Annotated in this window: 9 protein-coding genes; 6 read left to right on the top strand and 3 right to left on the bottom strand. The window is 65.6% G+C overall.

From position 1 onward, the window contains the following. Window positions 1-194 precede the first annotated feature (194 nt). From ASC95_RS17970 to ASC95_RS17960, 3 genes are read right to left on the bottom strand one after another with little or no spacing between them, the layout of a single operon-like run. Window positions 195-1,397 (bottom strand): DUF4861 family protein, encoded by a 1,203-nt coding sequence (locus ASC95_RS17970; protein WP_057299104.1) that lies wholly within the window; start codon window positions 1,395-1,397, stop codon window positions 195-197. Next, window positions 1,397-2,686, bottom strand: coding sequence for a DUF2264 domain-containing protein (locus ASC95_RS17965; protein WP_057299103.1), 1,290 nt, complete (start codon window positions 2,684-2,686; stop codon window positions 1,397-1,399). The genes ASC95_RS17970 and ASC95_RS17965 overlap by 1 nt, the downstream gene beginning before the upstream one ends. A gap of 20 nt (window positions 2,687-2,706) precedes the next feature. Next, complete coding sequence (locus ASC95_RS17960; RefSeq protein ID WP_235537961.1) at window positions 2,707-3,852, bottom strand: glycoside hydrolase family 88 protein; 1,146 nt, start codon at window positions 3,850-3,852, stop codon at window positions 2,707-2,709. 207 nt (window positions 3,853-4,059) lie between these two features. Here ASC95_RS17960 and ASC95_RS17955 point away from each other — a divergent pair, with 207 nt between their 5' ends. The 6 genes from ASC95_RS17955 (at window position 4,060) to ASC95_RS17930 (ending at window position 15,873) form a co-directional block, all read left to right on the top strand. After that, entirely contained in the window at window positions 4,060-5,079 is a 1,020-nt protein-coding gene (locus ASC95_RS17955) for a LacI family DNA-binding transcriptional regulator (RefSeq protein ID WP_082567901.1), read from the top strand. A 106-nt stretch (window positions 5,080-5,185) separates the two neighbouring features. Continuing rightward, window positions 5,186-6,409: an MFS transporter gene (locus tag ASC95_RS17950; protein WP_162250800.1), complete on the top strand. Its 1,224-nt coding sequence runs from the start codon at window positions 5,186-5,188 to the stop codon at window positions 6,407-6,409. A 237-nt stretch (window positions 6,410-6,646) separates the two neighbouring features. Beyond that, window positions 6,647-9,580 (top strand): sensor histidine kinase, encoded by a 2,934-nt coding sequence (locus tag ASC95_RS17945; protein WP_057299099.1) that lies wholly within the window; start codon window positions 6,647-6,649, stop codon window positions 9,578-9,580. Continuing rightward, a complete protein-coding gene (locus ASC95_RS17940; protein ID WP_057299098.1) occupies window positions 9,577-11,385 on the top strand; it encodes a response regulator in 1,809 nt (602 codons plus the stop codon). Before ASC95_RS17945 ends, ASC95_RS17940 begins: the two co-directional genes overlap by 4 nt. Before the next feature lie 318 nt (window positions 11,386-11,703). Further along, entirely contained in the window at window positions 11,704-13,722 is a 2,019-nt protein-coding gene (locus ASC95_RS17935; RefSeq protein ID WP_057299097.1) for an ATP-binding protein, read from the top strand. A 333-nt stretch (window positions 13,723-14,055) separates the two neighbouring features. Beyond that, window positions 14,056-15,873, top strand: a complete 1,818-nt coding sequence (locus tag ASC95_RS17930; protein WP_162250799.1) for a TonB-dependent siderophore receptor — start codon at window positions 14,056-14,058, stop codon at window positions 15,871-15,873. Window positions 15,874-15,888 lie beyond the last annotated feature (15 nt).

Raw genomic sequence — 15,888 nt, 5'->3', positions numbered from 1 at the left:
AGGATCATCACCGATGTTCTCGAAGACAGTCAGGGATGCCTGGCAATCTTGGTGACTATCAAACTAGGGGTGTCACGGCCTCGCGCCGTTCAGCTTAGTCTCCATGGCGTGAAAGGAGCTATGAATAAGGCGCCGCGAGATATACAAAATTTCAGAGTCAAAGCGCATTACGGGCCGCCACCGGGAAAGCATGGCTACTCCGCGCCGATTTCGACCCGGATCGGCGACGCAACGCGCTTGCGGTAAGCCTCCACATAGCCCTGCCAGGCTTGCGCCGTGGGAATCTCACTTGACCAGTCGACGGCCGCACCGAGGTAGTAGCGCAGCGGCTGGCCGGTCTTGGCCTTGACGAGGATCAGTTCGTTGTCGGGATCGGCCGCGTAGCCGTCTGCACCCGGCAGCAGGATGGCGACACCAAAGTCACCCGCACTGCGCTGACGCACCCATTGCATCAGCGTGTCGGGGGCACGGTAAGCAGCGACCGTCGGCGCCTGCTCGGGATAGGCCGGCTTCTTGTTGAGGCCCAGCGCGACGGTGAGCGTCTGCGGCGTGGCAGTGCTGAAAGTGCTTTCGACCGTGTCAAAAAGGTGGCCCGCGTCGACGGTGAACCGCTTGACTTCGCTGACCGCCACGCCGCCCGCGTCCCACTTGTCGTAGGTCAACTCAAAAACGGCACGAACGGGCCCGTTCGTGATGACGCGCCACGCCGCATAGTTGCGGCTGACGAACAGGCGGCTGCCATTCCAGATGCCCGTGCCGCCTGCACCGCGGGTGCGGCCGACGGCGTACATGTCGAGCCCCTCGCCCTCGTCCTTGTGATAGTGGTCGTGGCCCTTGTTGTACCAACGGTCGACGATGAGGTAGGAGGGCCGCTTGAACCAGATGTCGACACCGCTCGCGACGAGGACTTCCTTGTCACTCCCGGGCGGCGCTGGCGCGGCCAGCGCCTGGCCATAGGTGCGGTGGCCGATCCTGTCGTTTTCCCAGGCGAAATCGTCGAGACGCTCCGGGACATAGCGGGCGAAGGCCTTGACGGGAAACGGCGGCGCGACCGTCGTCGTCTTCTCGACGGTGAAGCGCGCGCTCTGCTCGTCCGCGGCGAAGTCATGCTGGAAGATCAGCTCCCCGTAGGCGATGCCTTCGTTCTTCGGGTCTCTCGCCAACGGCGCCACGTTGGTGATCTGGTAGGGCAGCAAGTTGCCGCCGGCGTCGCGCACGGCGAGCTGATGCAGCAGCGCCCCGGGCAGGCGCCGGGCCACTTCGGACCAGGGAACCGTGATCGTCTCGGCCGGCCGCGCGGCCTTCAACTCGTGCCGGACGGTAACGACCAGGCGCTCCGCCGCGCTCGCGCCGAGCGCGGCCAAGGCGAGCCAAACGGCGAGGATCGCGCGCTTCATCAGTAGCCCACGGCGTAGTCTTTGGGGAAGCGGTTGCTGCTGAACGCCTTCTTCTGCGTCCAGTCCTGCGCCGGTGCCGTCCAGTAGGAATCGGTCGCGGGCAGTCCCAGCGCGAGCAAGCCCGCCGCGGCGATGTACATGCTGCCGTTGTTGGAGTACCAGTCCCCAAGCTCAGGCTGATGGCCACGAAAGCCGATGGTCAGGAAACCGTCCTTCGTGAAGTTGCCGGGGCCGTCCCAGATCGCTACGTGCGCGGCATGCAAGGCCGAGCGCACCTGCCCCTCGGGCAGCGATGCCGGCAGCTGCTTGCGCCAGGCCAGCAAGGCCAGTGGCTGGAACACCGCGGTCCGGTAGGTCAGCGAGCGGCCGATCGGCGGGTAGCTGCCTTGCGGGCCGACGAAACGCTCCAGGTGTTCGCAATAGCGCTGCGCACGCTTCGTGGCCTGCGCGAGCAGGTCCTCGGGCTTGGCGTTCCAGAACGGCCCCTTCCTGGCCACCAGCACTTCGAGGATCTCCAGCAGCATGGGGTACATGACGTAGGAGCAGTAGTAGTCGAAATGGAAGTCCTGGCCGTCCTTGATCCAGCCGTCGCCGACATACCACTCGTTGATCTTGCGGATCGCGCCATTCATACGCATCGGGTCGGATTCCTCACCGATGGACAGCAGCCAGGCCTCGTTCATCGCCGCGAACAGCAGCCAGTTGATGTAGGGCACCTCGATGCGGCGCAGGCCCTTGATCTCAGCCACGATGCGGCCTTTCGTGGCCGCGTCCAGCGGCTCCCACAACACCTTGGGTGCGCGCATCAGCGCGTTGGTGAAATAGGCCGAATCCACCAGCGCCTGGCCATGCCCCTTCCAGGTCAGGTAGTCGGGGCTCTTCGGATCGACGGCGTTGGCGTAGCTCTGCAGCGCCTGTTGCTGCAGGCGCCTGCGCAACTGGCCTTCAGCGGTGTCATCCGCGGGCAGCGCCAGCCAGGGCGAGATGCCTGAAATCAGGCGGCCGAAGCATTCCAGGTAGGCGACGGACGGGTCGCGTCCATCCCAGGTGGGGCTCAGCTCAAGCGAGAACTTCTTCTTCAGCTCGCCCTTGGACATCAGGCCCAGCACCGGCTCGGCCATCTGGCGCAGCAGGTTGAGCATGTAGGCACGCTCCTGCCCAGGCGCAGCGGCAGTCGCAGCACCCGCAGCACCCGCAGCGCCCGCAGCGCCTGCCGCCTCGCTGGCGGCCAACAAGGCGGGCACGGAAGGCCCCAGAGCCGCTGCACGCATGAAGTTGCGACGTTGCACGTTATCTCCTGGCTGCGCCGTTATTTGTCGAGCAGACGGACCATTTCGGCCCCCGCCAACAGGAAGGCGCCGACGCCGAAGTGCGAGGTGGAATTCTGGTCCACCACCTGCCCTGGAATCGCGCGGTCGCCGATGGGCTGCACATACCCCAGCTTGCCGTCGGGCTGCAGGGCCACGGTCGTCAGGTACTGCCAACCGCGCTGCGCCGCGGGCAGATAGCGGTCACGCGGCAGCAGGCCATTGTTGATGCCCCATAGCAGGCCGTAAGTGAAGAAGGCAGTGCCACTGGTCTCGGGGCCAGGCGCATGGGCCGGGTCGATGAGGCTGCGCGTCCAGTAGCCCTCCGGCTGCTGCAGCGGCAGCAGCGCCCCGGCCATGTCCTGCAGGCGCTGCACGTACTCACCGCGGTGCGGGTCGTCCTGCGGCAATTCCGACAGGACCCGGGCCAGAGCGGCAAACGCCCAGCCGTCCCCGCGCGACCAGAAGTCCTTCTTGCCGTTGACGCTCTTGTGCTGCGGGAAGACGTATCTCGCGTCCCGGTAATAGAGCTTCTCCAGCGGGTCGTACATGATGCTGTTGGCATGACTGTAGTACTCGTACATCTTGTCGAGATACTGCCGGTTGCCGGTGGCCCGGTACATCTTGGTCATGACCGGCATGGCCATATACAAGCCGTCCACCCACCACCAATAATCCTTGTTGGGAGTGCTCATCTGATATTCCATCACCTCGCGGGCGCGTGCGATCTTGCGCGGGTCCTTGTCAAGCTGATAAAGGTCCGCATAAACCTGAAAGCAGATCTGCCAATCACCGAATAGCACGTGATCCGGAGTTTCGCCGTAGTTGTATTTCCAGGTCGATTTATCCTTGGACCGCGCGCCCGTCCATTGGTTGTACTCGGCCCAGGTTTCGGTATAACGCCGATAACTTTCATTGCCGGTCACCCGGTAGGCTTCCATATTGCCGGTGTGATAGGCAGCCACATTCCAGAACGGGCTGTCCTGAGCGGGTGCGTGCGCCTGCCAGTAGGAATTGACCTTGTCGATCGCCGCAAGCACTTCGGTGCGGTTGCCGCCGTTTTGGGTGGGCGCGCCCGCACACCCGCCCAGAGCAATGCCCAGCGTCAATAACAAGCCGCTCACGCAATTCTTCAGTTTCATCAGCATGGATCCGTTGAGCGCAGCGGAGCAGTTCCGATGCGCCGGCTGGGTCGGCGCAGCCCGCCGGTTGACTGCTGCGCCCATTGAGTATGGTTACGTTAGCATATCCAGTCAAAACCACAAAGGAATTTGCGTAGCAGGCACGCTTTGCCGGTCGCGGCAATGAATGTGGTATCGTCACCACATTGCGATATTCCATCTCAGCGTTGACCTATGCCAAAACCCAGCAGGCTCAGTGAAGTAGCGAAGTTGGCCGGGGTCGCGCCCATCACCGCATCGCGTGCCATCCGCGGCACTGGCTACGTCTCGGAAGATGCACGTGCACGCGTCATGGAGGCTGCGGCCAAGCTGAACTACTCGCCCGACATGGTGGCGCGGCGCATGCGCGGCGAGAAAAGCCGGCTCATCGGCATCTTCGTGAACAACTTCGGCTCACTGGTGCTGCACGAGATCACGAAGGAGATCAGCAACGAAGCGCGTGCCCGCGGCTACGACATCCTGCTGTTCAACGCCGACCGTTTCGACGCCCCGGGCCGGGCAGACACTCGAGACATGCTCGCCAACCTGTGCGCCGGCCTCATCCTGCCCATGCCGAATGTCGAGGATGCCTACCTCGGCGACCTTGAACACCGCCAGTTGCCCTGCGTTTTCGTCAACTTCGATGCGCGCGCCATGGAGCTGCCCGTCGTCGTCGTCGAGAACCGCAAGGGCGCCCGCACGGCGGTCGAGCACCTGCTGTCGCTGGGGCACCGTCGCATCGCCTTCATTGCCGGCTCCCACTACACGGGCCAGAGCACCGAGCGACAGGCAGCCTATGTCGAAGCCCTGAACGCGGCCGGCATCGCCGCCGACCCGGCGCTCATCGTCCCGGGTCGTTTCGTCCAGACCGGCGGCTACGCGGCCACGCTGCAGCTGCTGACCTTGCCGGAGCCGCCCACCGCCATCTTCGCGGCCAACGACGAAATGGCGTTCGGCGCCATCGATGCCATCCACAGCAAAGGCCTGCGCGTCCCCGAAGACATCTCGGTCGTGGGTTTCGACGACATCGCCATCTCCAGCCACATCCACCCGCCTCTGACGACGATGCGCCAACCGCTGGTCGAACTCAGCGCCTGCGCGGTACGAGAACTCGTGGCGCTGATCGAGGGCCAGGGCGTCGCGGCGAGGAAGATCGCCCTCCCGCTTGAACTCGTCGTCCGCAAGTCGACCGGCCCCGTGGCTCTGCGCGGCTGACATGAATCGTGCACTGGCTGCGAGAGCTGCGGCAGCCATGCCGCTCAGCCTTGTCGGGCTGGGCGCCCTGCTGCTCTGGCTGCTGTGCGGTGACTTCGGCGTCTCGATGCGCGAGCGCGCTGCCGTGCCCAGCGCGCTGGAGCTGCTGCGCCGGCACGCGGCGTCTGATACGACGATCTCACTGCTGTTGTCCACGGTGCCCGCCGCCTTGAGCTTGCTGCTGGTACCGCTGGCCGGTTATCACTCGGACCGCTGCCGCAGCCGCCTTGGCAGGCGCAAGCCCTTTTTGATGATTGCGGCGCCCGCCGGCCTTCTGGCCATGGTGGGCCTGGCCGCTTCACCCACGCTGGCGGGCTCGCTCGATGCGGCACTGGGCAGCTGGTCACCTGGCCTGCACAACTGCCGACTCGCGCTGTTCAGCCTGTTCTGGGCCACATTCGACTGCGCCGCCATCAGCGCTTTCTCGCTGTTCAACGGCCTCGTCAACGACCTTGTGCCTGCGGGCCTGCTCGGTCGCTTCTTTGCAGTGTTCAGAATCGTCAGCCTGACGATCGGCATCGCGTATCACAACTGGATCTTCGCGCTCACGGACCACCATCTGCGCGAGGTCCTGATGGGCGTCGGCCTCTTCTTCTGCCTGCCTATCCTCGCGATGGCGTTGATGCTGAAAGAGACACCCTTGCCGCCCGACGCCGCGCCCGCTGACAAGACGGAGCGCCGGCTGAGATTTCCCCTCGACCACGTGCTGGCCTGCTTTCGCCATCGCTCCTATGGGTGGGCCGTCGCCGCCTTCGTGCTGGCGAGCGTCACCTTCAGCCCCTTCAACACCTTTTATTTGCACTATGCGCACGCGGCTGGCATCCAGAAGGCCACGCTGGGCGCGCTGACGGCAGCAGGCTATGCGGTGTCCATCGTGTCGGCCTTTGCCATTGGGTCCATGGCTGATCGCTTTGGCGCGGTGCGAGTCTCGATGGGCATCATGACGGTGTATTGCGCCATTTCCGCGGCCGGCTTCGCCCTGGTGTCGGACGCCGCGAGCTTCCGCGTCTTCTACTTCGCCCACGTGGTGATTTCCGGCGCCTGGTTCACGGCAGCCGCGTCCATGCCGATGGCGCTTTTCCCGCGCGCCAGATTCGTGCAGTTCAACTCGACCAAAGATCTGATGGTGATCTTCGGCACGATCCTTGTCAGCAGTGTCCAGGGGCCGATGCTCGATCTGTCCGAACATGACTATCGCTACACCTTGCTTGCAGGAACGGTTTTCTCTCTGCTGTGCGTTGTGTGCCTGTTGCGCCTGCGGCCGTCTTCGGTGCTTTCCAATCGGCGATGACGTTCTGAACCTCCCGGCAGAGGGCCTTTCGCGATACGCTGCTCACTTGCTGCCAGCGGCAAAGGAAGGCAAAGGAATTCAGTGCGTCAACGGGTGGGCCAGAGTCAGAGACACCTCCTGCCGGGTCTGCTCCTGGCGCCGGCTCTGCTCATCTCGCCATCCCCTGCCCTCGCGCTCGATCCTCCCCTGCAGGTATCCCAGTACGCGCACACCTCGTGGACAGCCCGGGACGGCGCCTTGCTGGGTCTCGTCTTCGCGATGGCACAGACGCCCGACGGCTATCTCTGGGTCGGCGGGTCATTTGGCATGTTTCGCTTCGACGGCCTTCGGTTCGTTCCCTGGCAACCACCGACAGGCCAGTCGCTGCCAAGCAATCCCTACGCCCTGCTGGTGTCCCGCGACGGCACGCTCTGGATTGGCACCTTCAATGGCCTGGTCAGCTGGAATGGCATCGAGCTGACCCGCTATCCGCAAATCCCCAACGGGTTCGTGACGTCGTTGTTCGAGGACCGCGACGGAACGGTCTGGGCCGGGCTGCTGGGCGAACGAGGACGGCTGTGCGCCATCCGCGCAGGTCAGGCCCAATGTTCCATGCCTGAAGGCGGGTTTGGCCAGTTCGTCTGGAGCCTGGCCGAAGACAAATCCGGGGCGCTGTGGGTGGGTGCGGACTCGGGCCTCTGGCGCTGGAAGCCCGGGACGCCGCAACGATTCGAGACGCCAGGCGTGCGAGTGGGCGACCTGAGCACGACCGCCGATGGACAAATCCTGATCGGCATCCGCGGCGCCGGGATCCTGCGCGTGGACGGCGACAGATTGGTGCCGTCGCCAATGCGAAGCGCTGCCAAGCCCGATGAATGGCTCCCTGACCGCGACATCAAGGCCAACAAGTTGTTGCGGGACCGCGATGGCGGGCTCTGGATCGGAACCGAAGGCCACGGCATCCTCCATTTGCAAGAGGGCCAGGCCGACGCGTTCACGCGGGCAGACGGTCTCTCCGGGAACATCGCCTGCAGTCTTTTCGAAGACCGCGAAGGCAACATCTGGTTCGGCAGCGAGAAGGGCATAGACCGCTTCCGAAAGCTGCCTGTCACCACCCTCTCCATGCAGCAGGGCCTGCCCAATGACGGCACGAAGTCGGTACTGGCGACAAAGGACGGCAGCGTCTGGGTGGCAACCGGCGAAGGACTGGCCCGGTGGAAGGGCGCGAGACCGACCGTCTACAGGGAACGCGACGGGCTGCCAGATGCCAGAGTGCAATCCCTGCATCAGGACGCCGACGGGCGACTCTGGGTGAGCACGGGCCGTGGCCTCGCCTACTTTGCGAACGGCCGCTTCGTCGCCGTCAGCGGCGTGCCCAGCAAGGAGGTCTATTCCATCACGGGCGATGGGACGGGCGACCTCTGGCTGTCTGGCAATGAAGGCCTTTCACGGCTGCACAAGGGTCGATTCGCCGAGAACATTCCATGGGCCGCGCTCGGCCGCCGGCAACAAGCCAAAGTCGTTGTCGCCGACCGAGGTGGCTTGTGGCTGTCCTTCTGGCAGGACGGTGGGGTGTTGTATTTCAAGGACGGGAAGGTCCAGGCCACCTACACACCCGCCGAAGGGCTGGGCGCGGGCCATGTCGCCGGTCTCCGGCTCGATGCCGACGGGGCAGTCTGGGCCGCCACCGAAGAGGGGGGCCTCAGCCGTATCAAGGATGGCCGTGTCACCACGCTCGCAGTCGGCAACGGCCTGCCCTGCAACACGGTGCACTGGTCGACGCTGGACGACGACGGGTCACTGTGGATGTATGCATCCTGCGGGCTCGTGAGGGTTTTGCGTGACGACCTGGCCGCCTGGATCGCCGACCCGAGCCGCCGGGTCGCCACGAAGGTCTGGGGGGCCGCGGATGGCGTGCCGCTGCTGGCGCTCACGCCGGCCTACTTCAACCCTCCCGTGGCGAAAGGGCCGGACGGCAAGCTCTGGTTCGTGTCGGGCGCAGACGTCCAGGTGATCGCCCCCGACCACCTGCCATTCAACCCGCTGCCTCCGCCGGTTCATATCGAGGCCCTGCACGCCGACCACAAGCCCTATGCGGTCGAGAACGGACTTCGTCTGCCCCCGCTGGTCCGCGACATGACGATCGAGTTCACCGCGCTGAGCTTGGTCGACCCGAAGAGCACGCGCTTTCGCTACAGGCTGGAGGGGCACGACAACGATTGGCAGGAGGCCATCGACAGGCGTCAGGCCACCTACACGAATCTGCCGCCCGGCAACTATCGCTTCCGCGTGAAGGCTTCCAACAACAGCGGCGTGTGGAATGAGGAAGGCGCGCAGCTCGAATTCGCGATTCCGCCGGCCTTTTACCAAACCACCTGGTTCCGCCTGGCGGGCGCCATCCTGCTCATTGGCCTGGCATGGAGCGCTTTCCAACTCCGGCTGCACATGCGCATCCGGCGGCTGCATCGGCAGTTGGAGGCGACGCTGGAGGCGCGTATTGCCGAACGCACGCGCATCGCTCGCGACCTGCACGACACGCTGTTGCAGCGTTTTCACGGGCTGCTGCTGCAGTTCCAGGCCGCACTCAACCTGCTGCCTGATCGCCCGCGCGAATCGAGGCAGATCCTCGCGGGCGCGATCGACCATGCGGCCGAAGCGATCACGGAGGGCCGCGATACCGTACAGGGTTTGCGGACCTCGGCCCTGGACACCGACAACCTGGCGGACGCCCTGAGGGCGCTCGCCGAGGAGTTGGCGAACGAGAGCGGTCACGCGGCATCGGCGCATGTCGAAGTTCAGGGAACGCCTCAGGCTCTGCATCCGCTGGTGCGCGACGAGACCTTCCGCATCGCTGGCGAGGCACTGCGCAACGCCTTCCACCACGCCGATGCAAAGCAGATCCGGGTCGAGATCGGCTACGACGAGCGGCAGCTGTGCGTGCGGGTTCGCGACGACGGCAGGGGGATCGACCCGGAAGTGCTGCGCGCGGGCGAAAAACAAGGGCACTTCGGTTTGAGCGGCATGCGGGAGCGTGCCGAGCTCGTCGGCGGCAAGCTGGCCGTTCGCAGCGGCCTGGAGACGGGAACGGAAGTGGCATTCAGCGCACCGGCGTCGCAGGCGTACAGTCGGCCGGTACCGGCTCGATCATGGTTCCTCCACAAGAAGTTCGCACCCAGCGAGGTCGGCGAATGACCGAAGATCTGACCCGCATCCAGGTTCTCTGCGTCGACGATCACCCGATCGTGCGGCAGGGCATCGCGATGCTGCTTTCCGTCGAGCCGGACATGACCCTCGTGGCGGAAGCGGCGAACGGACGCGAAGCGATCCAGCAATTCCGCGTGCACCGCCCCGACGTCACGCTGATGGATCTGCAGATGCCCGGCATGAGCGGGCTCGACGCGATCGGCGCGATCCGCGCCGAGTTTCCCGAAGCCCGGATCATCGTGCTCACCACCTATGCCGGCGACGCTCAGGCGCAGCGCGCCTTGCACGCCGGCGCGCGCGGCTACCTTCTGAAGAACGCCTTGCACAAGGAGCTGCTGGACGCCATCCGCGCCGTGCACGCCGGCCGCCACGCGCTTCCGTCGGAAGGGTCATTTGAACTGGCCGAGCAGATCATCGACGACAACCTCACGCCGGCGGAGATCAGCGTCCTGCGATTCATCGCGCAGGGCAACGCCTACACCGATATCGCCAGGGTGCTCGCGCTCAGCGAGGAGGCGGTCGAAAGCCAGGTGCGAAGCACCCTGTCGAAGCTGGATGCCCGGGATCGCGCGCATGCCGCGACGCTCGAACTCGAGCGCGGCATGCTCCAGACCGAGCGCGCCGCCCGGCACGCCGCCGAGGCGGCCAACCGCGCGAAGAGCGAGTTCCTCGCCGGCATGAGCCACGAGCTGCGCACACCGCTGAATGCCGTCCTCGGCTACGCGCAACTGCTGACCATGGAGGGCGGCCTGAGCGCGCGCCAGGCGCGCGGCCTGGACACCATCCACCAGAGTGGGCAGCACCTGCTGGCGCTGATCAACGACATCCTCGACCTGGCGCGCATCGAGGCAGGCCGCACGGACCTGAACCCGGAGCCGGTGCACCTGACCGGCCTGCTGCAGACGGTCGTGAACCTCATGCGGGTGAAGGCAGACGAGAAGCGTCTGGCCTTCGTGTTCGAGGCCGCTGAAGGCTTGCCCGAGGCCGTGCTGGCCGACGAGCGCCGCTTGCGCCAGGTGCTGCTGAACCTGCTGGGCAATGCCATCAAGTTCACCGACCGCGGCACGGTCGCGCTGCGCGCCCGTGCCGAGCCGACTGGCCCCGGGCAGGTGTTGCTGCGGCTGGATATCGAGGACACCGGTGTCGGCATGCGCCCCGACGACATGGAACGCATCTTCAAGCCCTTCGAGCAGGTGGGCGACGCGCAACACCGCAGCGGTGGCACGGGGCTGGGGCTCGCGATCACCCGCGCATTGGTGAACGACATGGGCGGACAAGTGCAGGTGAGCAGTGAGTTCGGGCGCGGCTCCCGATTCCGCGTGGAGCTGCCGTTGCCAATAGCGCAGCGGGCGGAGGCCGCGCCTCGCAGGATGCCCGGCGTGGCGCGCTACGCGGGGCCGCCGCGACGCGTGCTGGTGGTCGACGACGTGGCGGCGAACCGCACGCTGATGTGCGATTTCCTCAGCAACGCCGGATTCGAAGTGGCGCAGGCCAGCGATGGCAGCGAACTGCTGGCAGCGGCGAGGAATTTCCGGCCGGACCTGATCTTGATGGACAGCGTGATGCCGTCTGTCGGCGGCGTGGAAGCCACGCGCCGACTGCGGCGGGAGGCCGATCTGGCCACCGTGCCCGTGATCGCGGTCTCGGCCTCGGCCACCGCCGAGCACCGTGCCGCCTGCCTGCAGGCAGGCGTCAACGTGTTCCTGACCAAGCCTGTGTCCCTGGAAGCGCTGCGGGCCCATATCGGAGAGCAGCTCGGCCTGCAATGGCCGCCAACCACAGACGCTGACTGACCGAGCGGGTGGGGATGGCCTCGGCGGGCACGTTGCGACGACGTCCCATTCTGGGCAAACGCTGACATCGCCGTGCTGGACATCGCGTGTCGGACAACTGCCTGTGCTTGCGGCTAGCCGCCGTTGCAGAACAGCAAAGTGTTACTTACGGCGCGCCATGGCAGATTGGAATTAGAGTCAGAACAGCGCGCCGTTGCGCTGCGGAACCATGGCCACGCTTGCAGGAGCGGACGAATGGTCACCAGATCCGGAAAATCAGCTCACCGAGGCAGGAAGGTTTTGCGCAGCAAGCGCCGGCCAGCGCGTGAGTTGATGCAAATGAGCGGTTCGGACGCACACCGGTATCAACAGCTTTTCGAGGCCAACCCCTTGCCCATGTGGGTCTATGACCTGCAGACGTTGCGCTTTCTGGATGTCAACGAGGTGGCCTGCCAGAAATACGGCTACACGCGGGAGGAATTCCTTTCGATGTCCATCCGCGACATCCGGCCACCGGAGGACGTGGGTGCGGTGGAGTCGTCGGTGCGACTCACGCCGGCCGAGGTGTTCAACAGCGGCATCTGGCGTCATCGGCTCAAGGACGGGCGGCTGATCTACGTCGAGATCACCTCGCATGAGTTGCTCTATGAAGGTCGGCCTGCCCGCTTCGTCGCACCGCTGGACGTGACGTTGCGCATGCAGGCCGAGACAGCACTGCGCGAGCGTGAGGCGGGCCTTCGGCGCGCCCAAGGGGTGGCCAAACTCAGCCATGTGGTGACCCGTCCGGACGGCTCCTTCGAGCGCTGGTCCGACACCCTGCCCCAACTCGTCGGCTGCGCGCCGCAGGACATGCCGCGCACGACACGCGACTGGATGAACCAACTCGTGCATGCCGACGATCGGGCCAGCTACCGCGGTGCGAGCCTGGAAGCGGCGCGCACGCGGGCCAAGGTCGAGGTCGAATACCGCCTGGTACGCACCGATGGCGAAGTCGTGCAGGTGGCCCAGGTGATCGAGCCGCTCGAGGAGGTGACCGAGGCCGGCGGCCTGCGATGGTTCAGCACCCTGCAGGATGTGACGGTCCAGAAGGCGGTGGAAGCCACCATGCGCGACCTCAACGAGCAGCTCGAGCACCGGGTGGCCCTGCGGACCGAACAGCTGGAAGCCTCCAACCGCGAGCTCGTCGCTGCCACCCGTGCCGCAGAGCAAGCCAACCAGGCCAAGAGCGAGTTCCTGGGCCGCATGAGCCACGAGCTGCGGACGCCGCTGAACGCCATCATCGGCTTCTCGCAGATGCTTGCCTCCCCGGGCCACGGCTTGCCCGCGGAAAGGCAAATGGCCTTCAACGCCCATATCCAGAAGGCCGGCGAGCACCTGCTGACGCTGATCGGTGAACTGCTCAACTTGTCGCAGATCGAAGCCGGCAAGCTGAAGCTCGACATGCAGGTGTTGCCGCTTCGCCAGTTGCTGGCCGAGTGCGAAGCCATGGTCATGCCGCAAGCCCAGGCCCGCGGCCTGCAATCGAATTTCCAGGTGCCGCCGGACACGCTGGCCGTCGTGGCGGACCGGACGCGACTCAAGCAGGTGCTGCTGAACCTGCTGTCCAACGCCATCAAGTACAACCGGCCGGGCGGTGCGCTTGCACTGCGGGTGCGGCCCTCGGGCGCCGAGCGCGTGCGCATCGAAGTCCAGGACGGCGGCGCCGGACTGCGCCCGCAAGAAATGGCCCAGCTTTTCGAGGCCTTCAATCGGCTGGGGCGTTCCGGTGACGGCCCGGGCGCCATGGAAGGCACGGGCCTGGGCTTGGTCGTGACCCGGCACCTGGTCGAACTGATGGGTGGCCGAATCGGCGTGGACAGCACGCCCGGTACGGGCAGCTGCTTCTGGTTTGAACTGGCTGGCGGCGAAACCGTGTCGCGAAAGCCGGAGATCGGCGCCAGCGCGCAAGAGCGCCCTGTCCGCGTGACCGACATTCAGCCGCAGCTCACCGTGCTACTGGTTGAAGACGACCTGCCCAGCCACGACCTCGTGCGCGCACAGTTGTTGCACCGGCCGGACCTGCGCCTCATCACCGCAAGCAACGGCCGCGAGGGTGTGGCGCTGGCCCTTGCCCATGCGCCCGCCGTCATCTTGATGGACAACCGGATGCCGGAACTCACCGGGCGTCAGGCCTTTCAACTGCTGTCGCAGGATCCGCGCACGGCCAGGATTCCGGTGATCGCCATCAGCGCGGAGGCCGACACCATGCCCGACGGTGACGGCGAGCCGATCCTCTGGTTCCGCCGCGTGGCCAAACCTTTTGACCAGGGTGATCTGCTGTCTGCGATCGACGACGCCATCCGTCACAGCGCAGCCTGAGGGCGTTCGCCCAATCTTCAGCTAACTTATCAAGACAACTGACAACTTTGCGGCGCGCCTGACACCGGGACAGAACCTCAGGCTCCCCGAGAACGTCCGAAAAACCATAACGACGGCACGGCCATTGTGTTGGCGTTGCCTCTGTGGCACATGACTCACAGAATGAGCTGACCTACAAATCAAACGAGCGAGGCGGCCATGTCTGAGACGCTGCGCAGCCGGCCGAGACAGGAGACAGGTGGGAGAGCTGAACGGCGGGCACGCGCGCCGCGCCGCGTTCATGGCCTGGGCCTGCTCTTTTCGCTTCTGGTGATGGCGCAGGGCGCAGCCGGAATGGCCAGCGCCACGAACCTGGCAGACCTGTCGCTGGAGCAGCTGGGCGACATCGAGATCACTTCGGTGTCGAAGCGGGAGCAGCGCCTGGCCGATGCGCCGGCCTCGATCTACGTCATCACCAAGGAGGCGATCCAGCGCGCCGGCGTCAATACGCTGGCCGAAGCCCTGCGCCTGGCGCCCAACCTGCAGGTTGCGCGCATCAACGCCAGCCAATATGCGATCGGCGCGCGCGGCTTCAACTCGGCCACGGCGAACAAGCTGCTGGTACTGATCGATGGCCGCAGCGTCTACACGCCGCTGTATTCCGGGGTGTTCTGGGAATCACAGGACGTGCCCCTGGGCGACGTGGAGCGCATCGAGGTCATCAGCGGCCCGGGCGGCACGCTGTGGGGCGCCAATGCCGTCAACGGCGTCATCAATGTCATCACCGCGCCCGCCGAGGCCAGCCTCGGGATGCTCGCCTCAGCGGCGGCTGGCAATCTCAGCCAGGGCCTGTCGCTGCGCCAGGGCTGGCGCTTCGATGGCGGCGGCGCCATGCGCGCCTACGCCAAGTACAACCGCCGCCAGGACAGCGAACGAGCCAGCGGTATTGATGCCGACGACGGCTTCGAGAAGCTCCAGCTGGGTTTTCGGGCGGGCATGGACGCTGGCGGCGGGGCGTTGACGCTGCAGGGCGATGCCTACAAGGAATCGATCAGCCAGCCCAATGCCGCCGACCAGCGCCACCATGGTGGCAATCTGCTGGCACGTTGGGTGCGACCGATGGACGACGGCGCGACGCTGAATCTACAGACCTACGTCGACCGTTCCTGGCGCGATGTCCCAGGCTCGTACAACGAGAACCTGCAGGTCGTCGATGTCGACCTGCAGTACCAGTTGGCCGCCAGGGAAGGCAGCCAATGGATCTTCGGCGGCGGCCACCGCATGGCCGAAGACGAAGTTGGCAACTACGGCAGCCTGGCCTTTCTGCCGGCGTCGCGGCGCCTGCATTGGACGAATGCTTTCGCCCAGCATGAGCGCCAGCTTTCGCCGACCGCGACGCTGACCTTGGGCACCAAGGTCGAGCACAACAGCTACACGGGCGCGGAATGGATGCCCAGCGCCCGGCTGGGCTGGAAGCTGTCGCCCCAACTGCTGCTGTGGAGCGCAGCATCCCGTGCGGTGCGCACGCCTTCTCGCATCGACGTCGAGTTTTTCGTGCCGGCGCAGCCGCCTTACCAGTTGGCGGGCGGCCCCAATTTCCGCTCGGAGATCGCCAACACATTGGAGGTCGGCGCGCGCGCCCAACCCAGCGAGAACCTGTCCTACTCGGTCACGGTATTCGGCAGCCGCTACTCGAGCCTGCGCAACTACCGGCGCCTGAGTGACCGTACTTTCGTGCTGATCAATGCATCCAAGGCCGAGGTCTACGGCGTTGAGGCCTGGGGCCGCTACCAGGCCAGCAGAAGCTGGGCTATCCATGCGGGGCTGACCTCGATGCACGAGCGCTTCAGCGGCGCCAACGTGGCCGCGATCGCGCCCGGAAACGATCCCCGCTACCAGGTGCGGCTGCTGTCCTCATGGTCACTCGCCAACGGTGTGGACATCGATGTCACGCTGCGCCGGGTCGCCAAGCTGCGCTTCACCACCGTGCCAAGCTACAACGAGGCCGATGCGCGTGTCGGCTGGCGGTACTCCGACAGGCTGGCGTTCGCCGTCTCGGCGCGCAATCTCCTGCATGCGAATCACCGCGAGTTCGCGCAGGGCGGCGCAACCGGGGCCGACCCGATCATGGTCGGGCGCACCGCTCAAGTCACCGCCACGGCGAGATTCTGATGCCGCGCCGGAGCC

Source organism: Pelomonas sp. Root1217, from assembly GCF_001425705.1.
Taxonomy (GTDB): Bacteria; Pseudomonadota; Gammaproteobacteria; order Burkholderiales; family Burkholderiaceae_C; genus Pelomonas.
This window is presented reverse-complemented; position numbering and strand designations above follow the sequence as displayed.

Bases quoted from the DNA above. Each gene is read 5' to 3' on its own strand.
- ASC95_RS17930 (WP_162250799.1), top strand. From the start codon at position 14,056: ATGGCCAGCGCCACGAACCTGGCAGACCTGTCGCTGGAGCAGCTGGGC.
- ASC95_RS17955 (WP_082567901.1), top strand. From the start codon at position 4,060: ATGCCAAAACCCAGCAGGCTCAGTGAAGTAGCGAAGTTGGCCGGGGTC.
- ASC95_RS17935 (WP_057299097.1), top strand. From the start codon at position 11,704: ATGAGCGGTTCGGACGCACACCGGTATCAACAGCTTTTCGAGGCCAAC.
- ASC95_RS17940 (WP_057299098.1), top strand. From the start codon at position 9,577: ATGACCGAAGATCTGACCCGCATCCAGGTTCTCTGCGTCGACGATCAC.
- ASC95_RS17950 (WP_162250800.1), top strand. From the start codon at position 5,186: ATGCGCGAGCGCGCTGCCGTGCCCAGCGCGCTGGAGCTGCTGCGCCGG.
- ASC95_RS17960 (WP_235537961.1), bottom strand. From the start codon at position 3,852: ATGCTGATGAAACTGAAGAATTGCGTGAGCGGCTTGTTATTGACGCTG.
- ASC95_RS17970 (WP_057299104.1), bottom strand. From the start codon at position 1,397: ATGAAGCGCGCGATCCTCGCCGTTTGGCTCGCCTTGGCCGCGCTCGGC.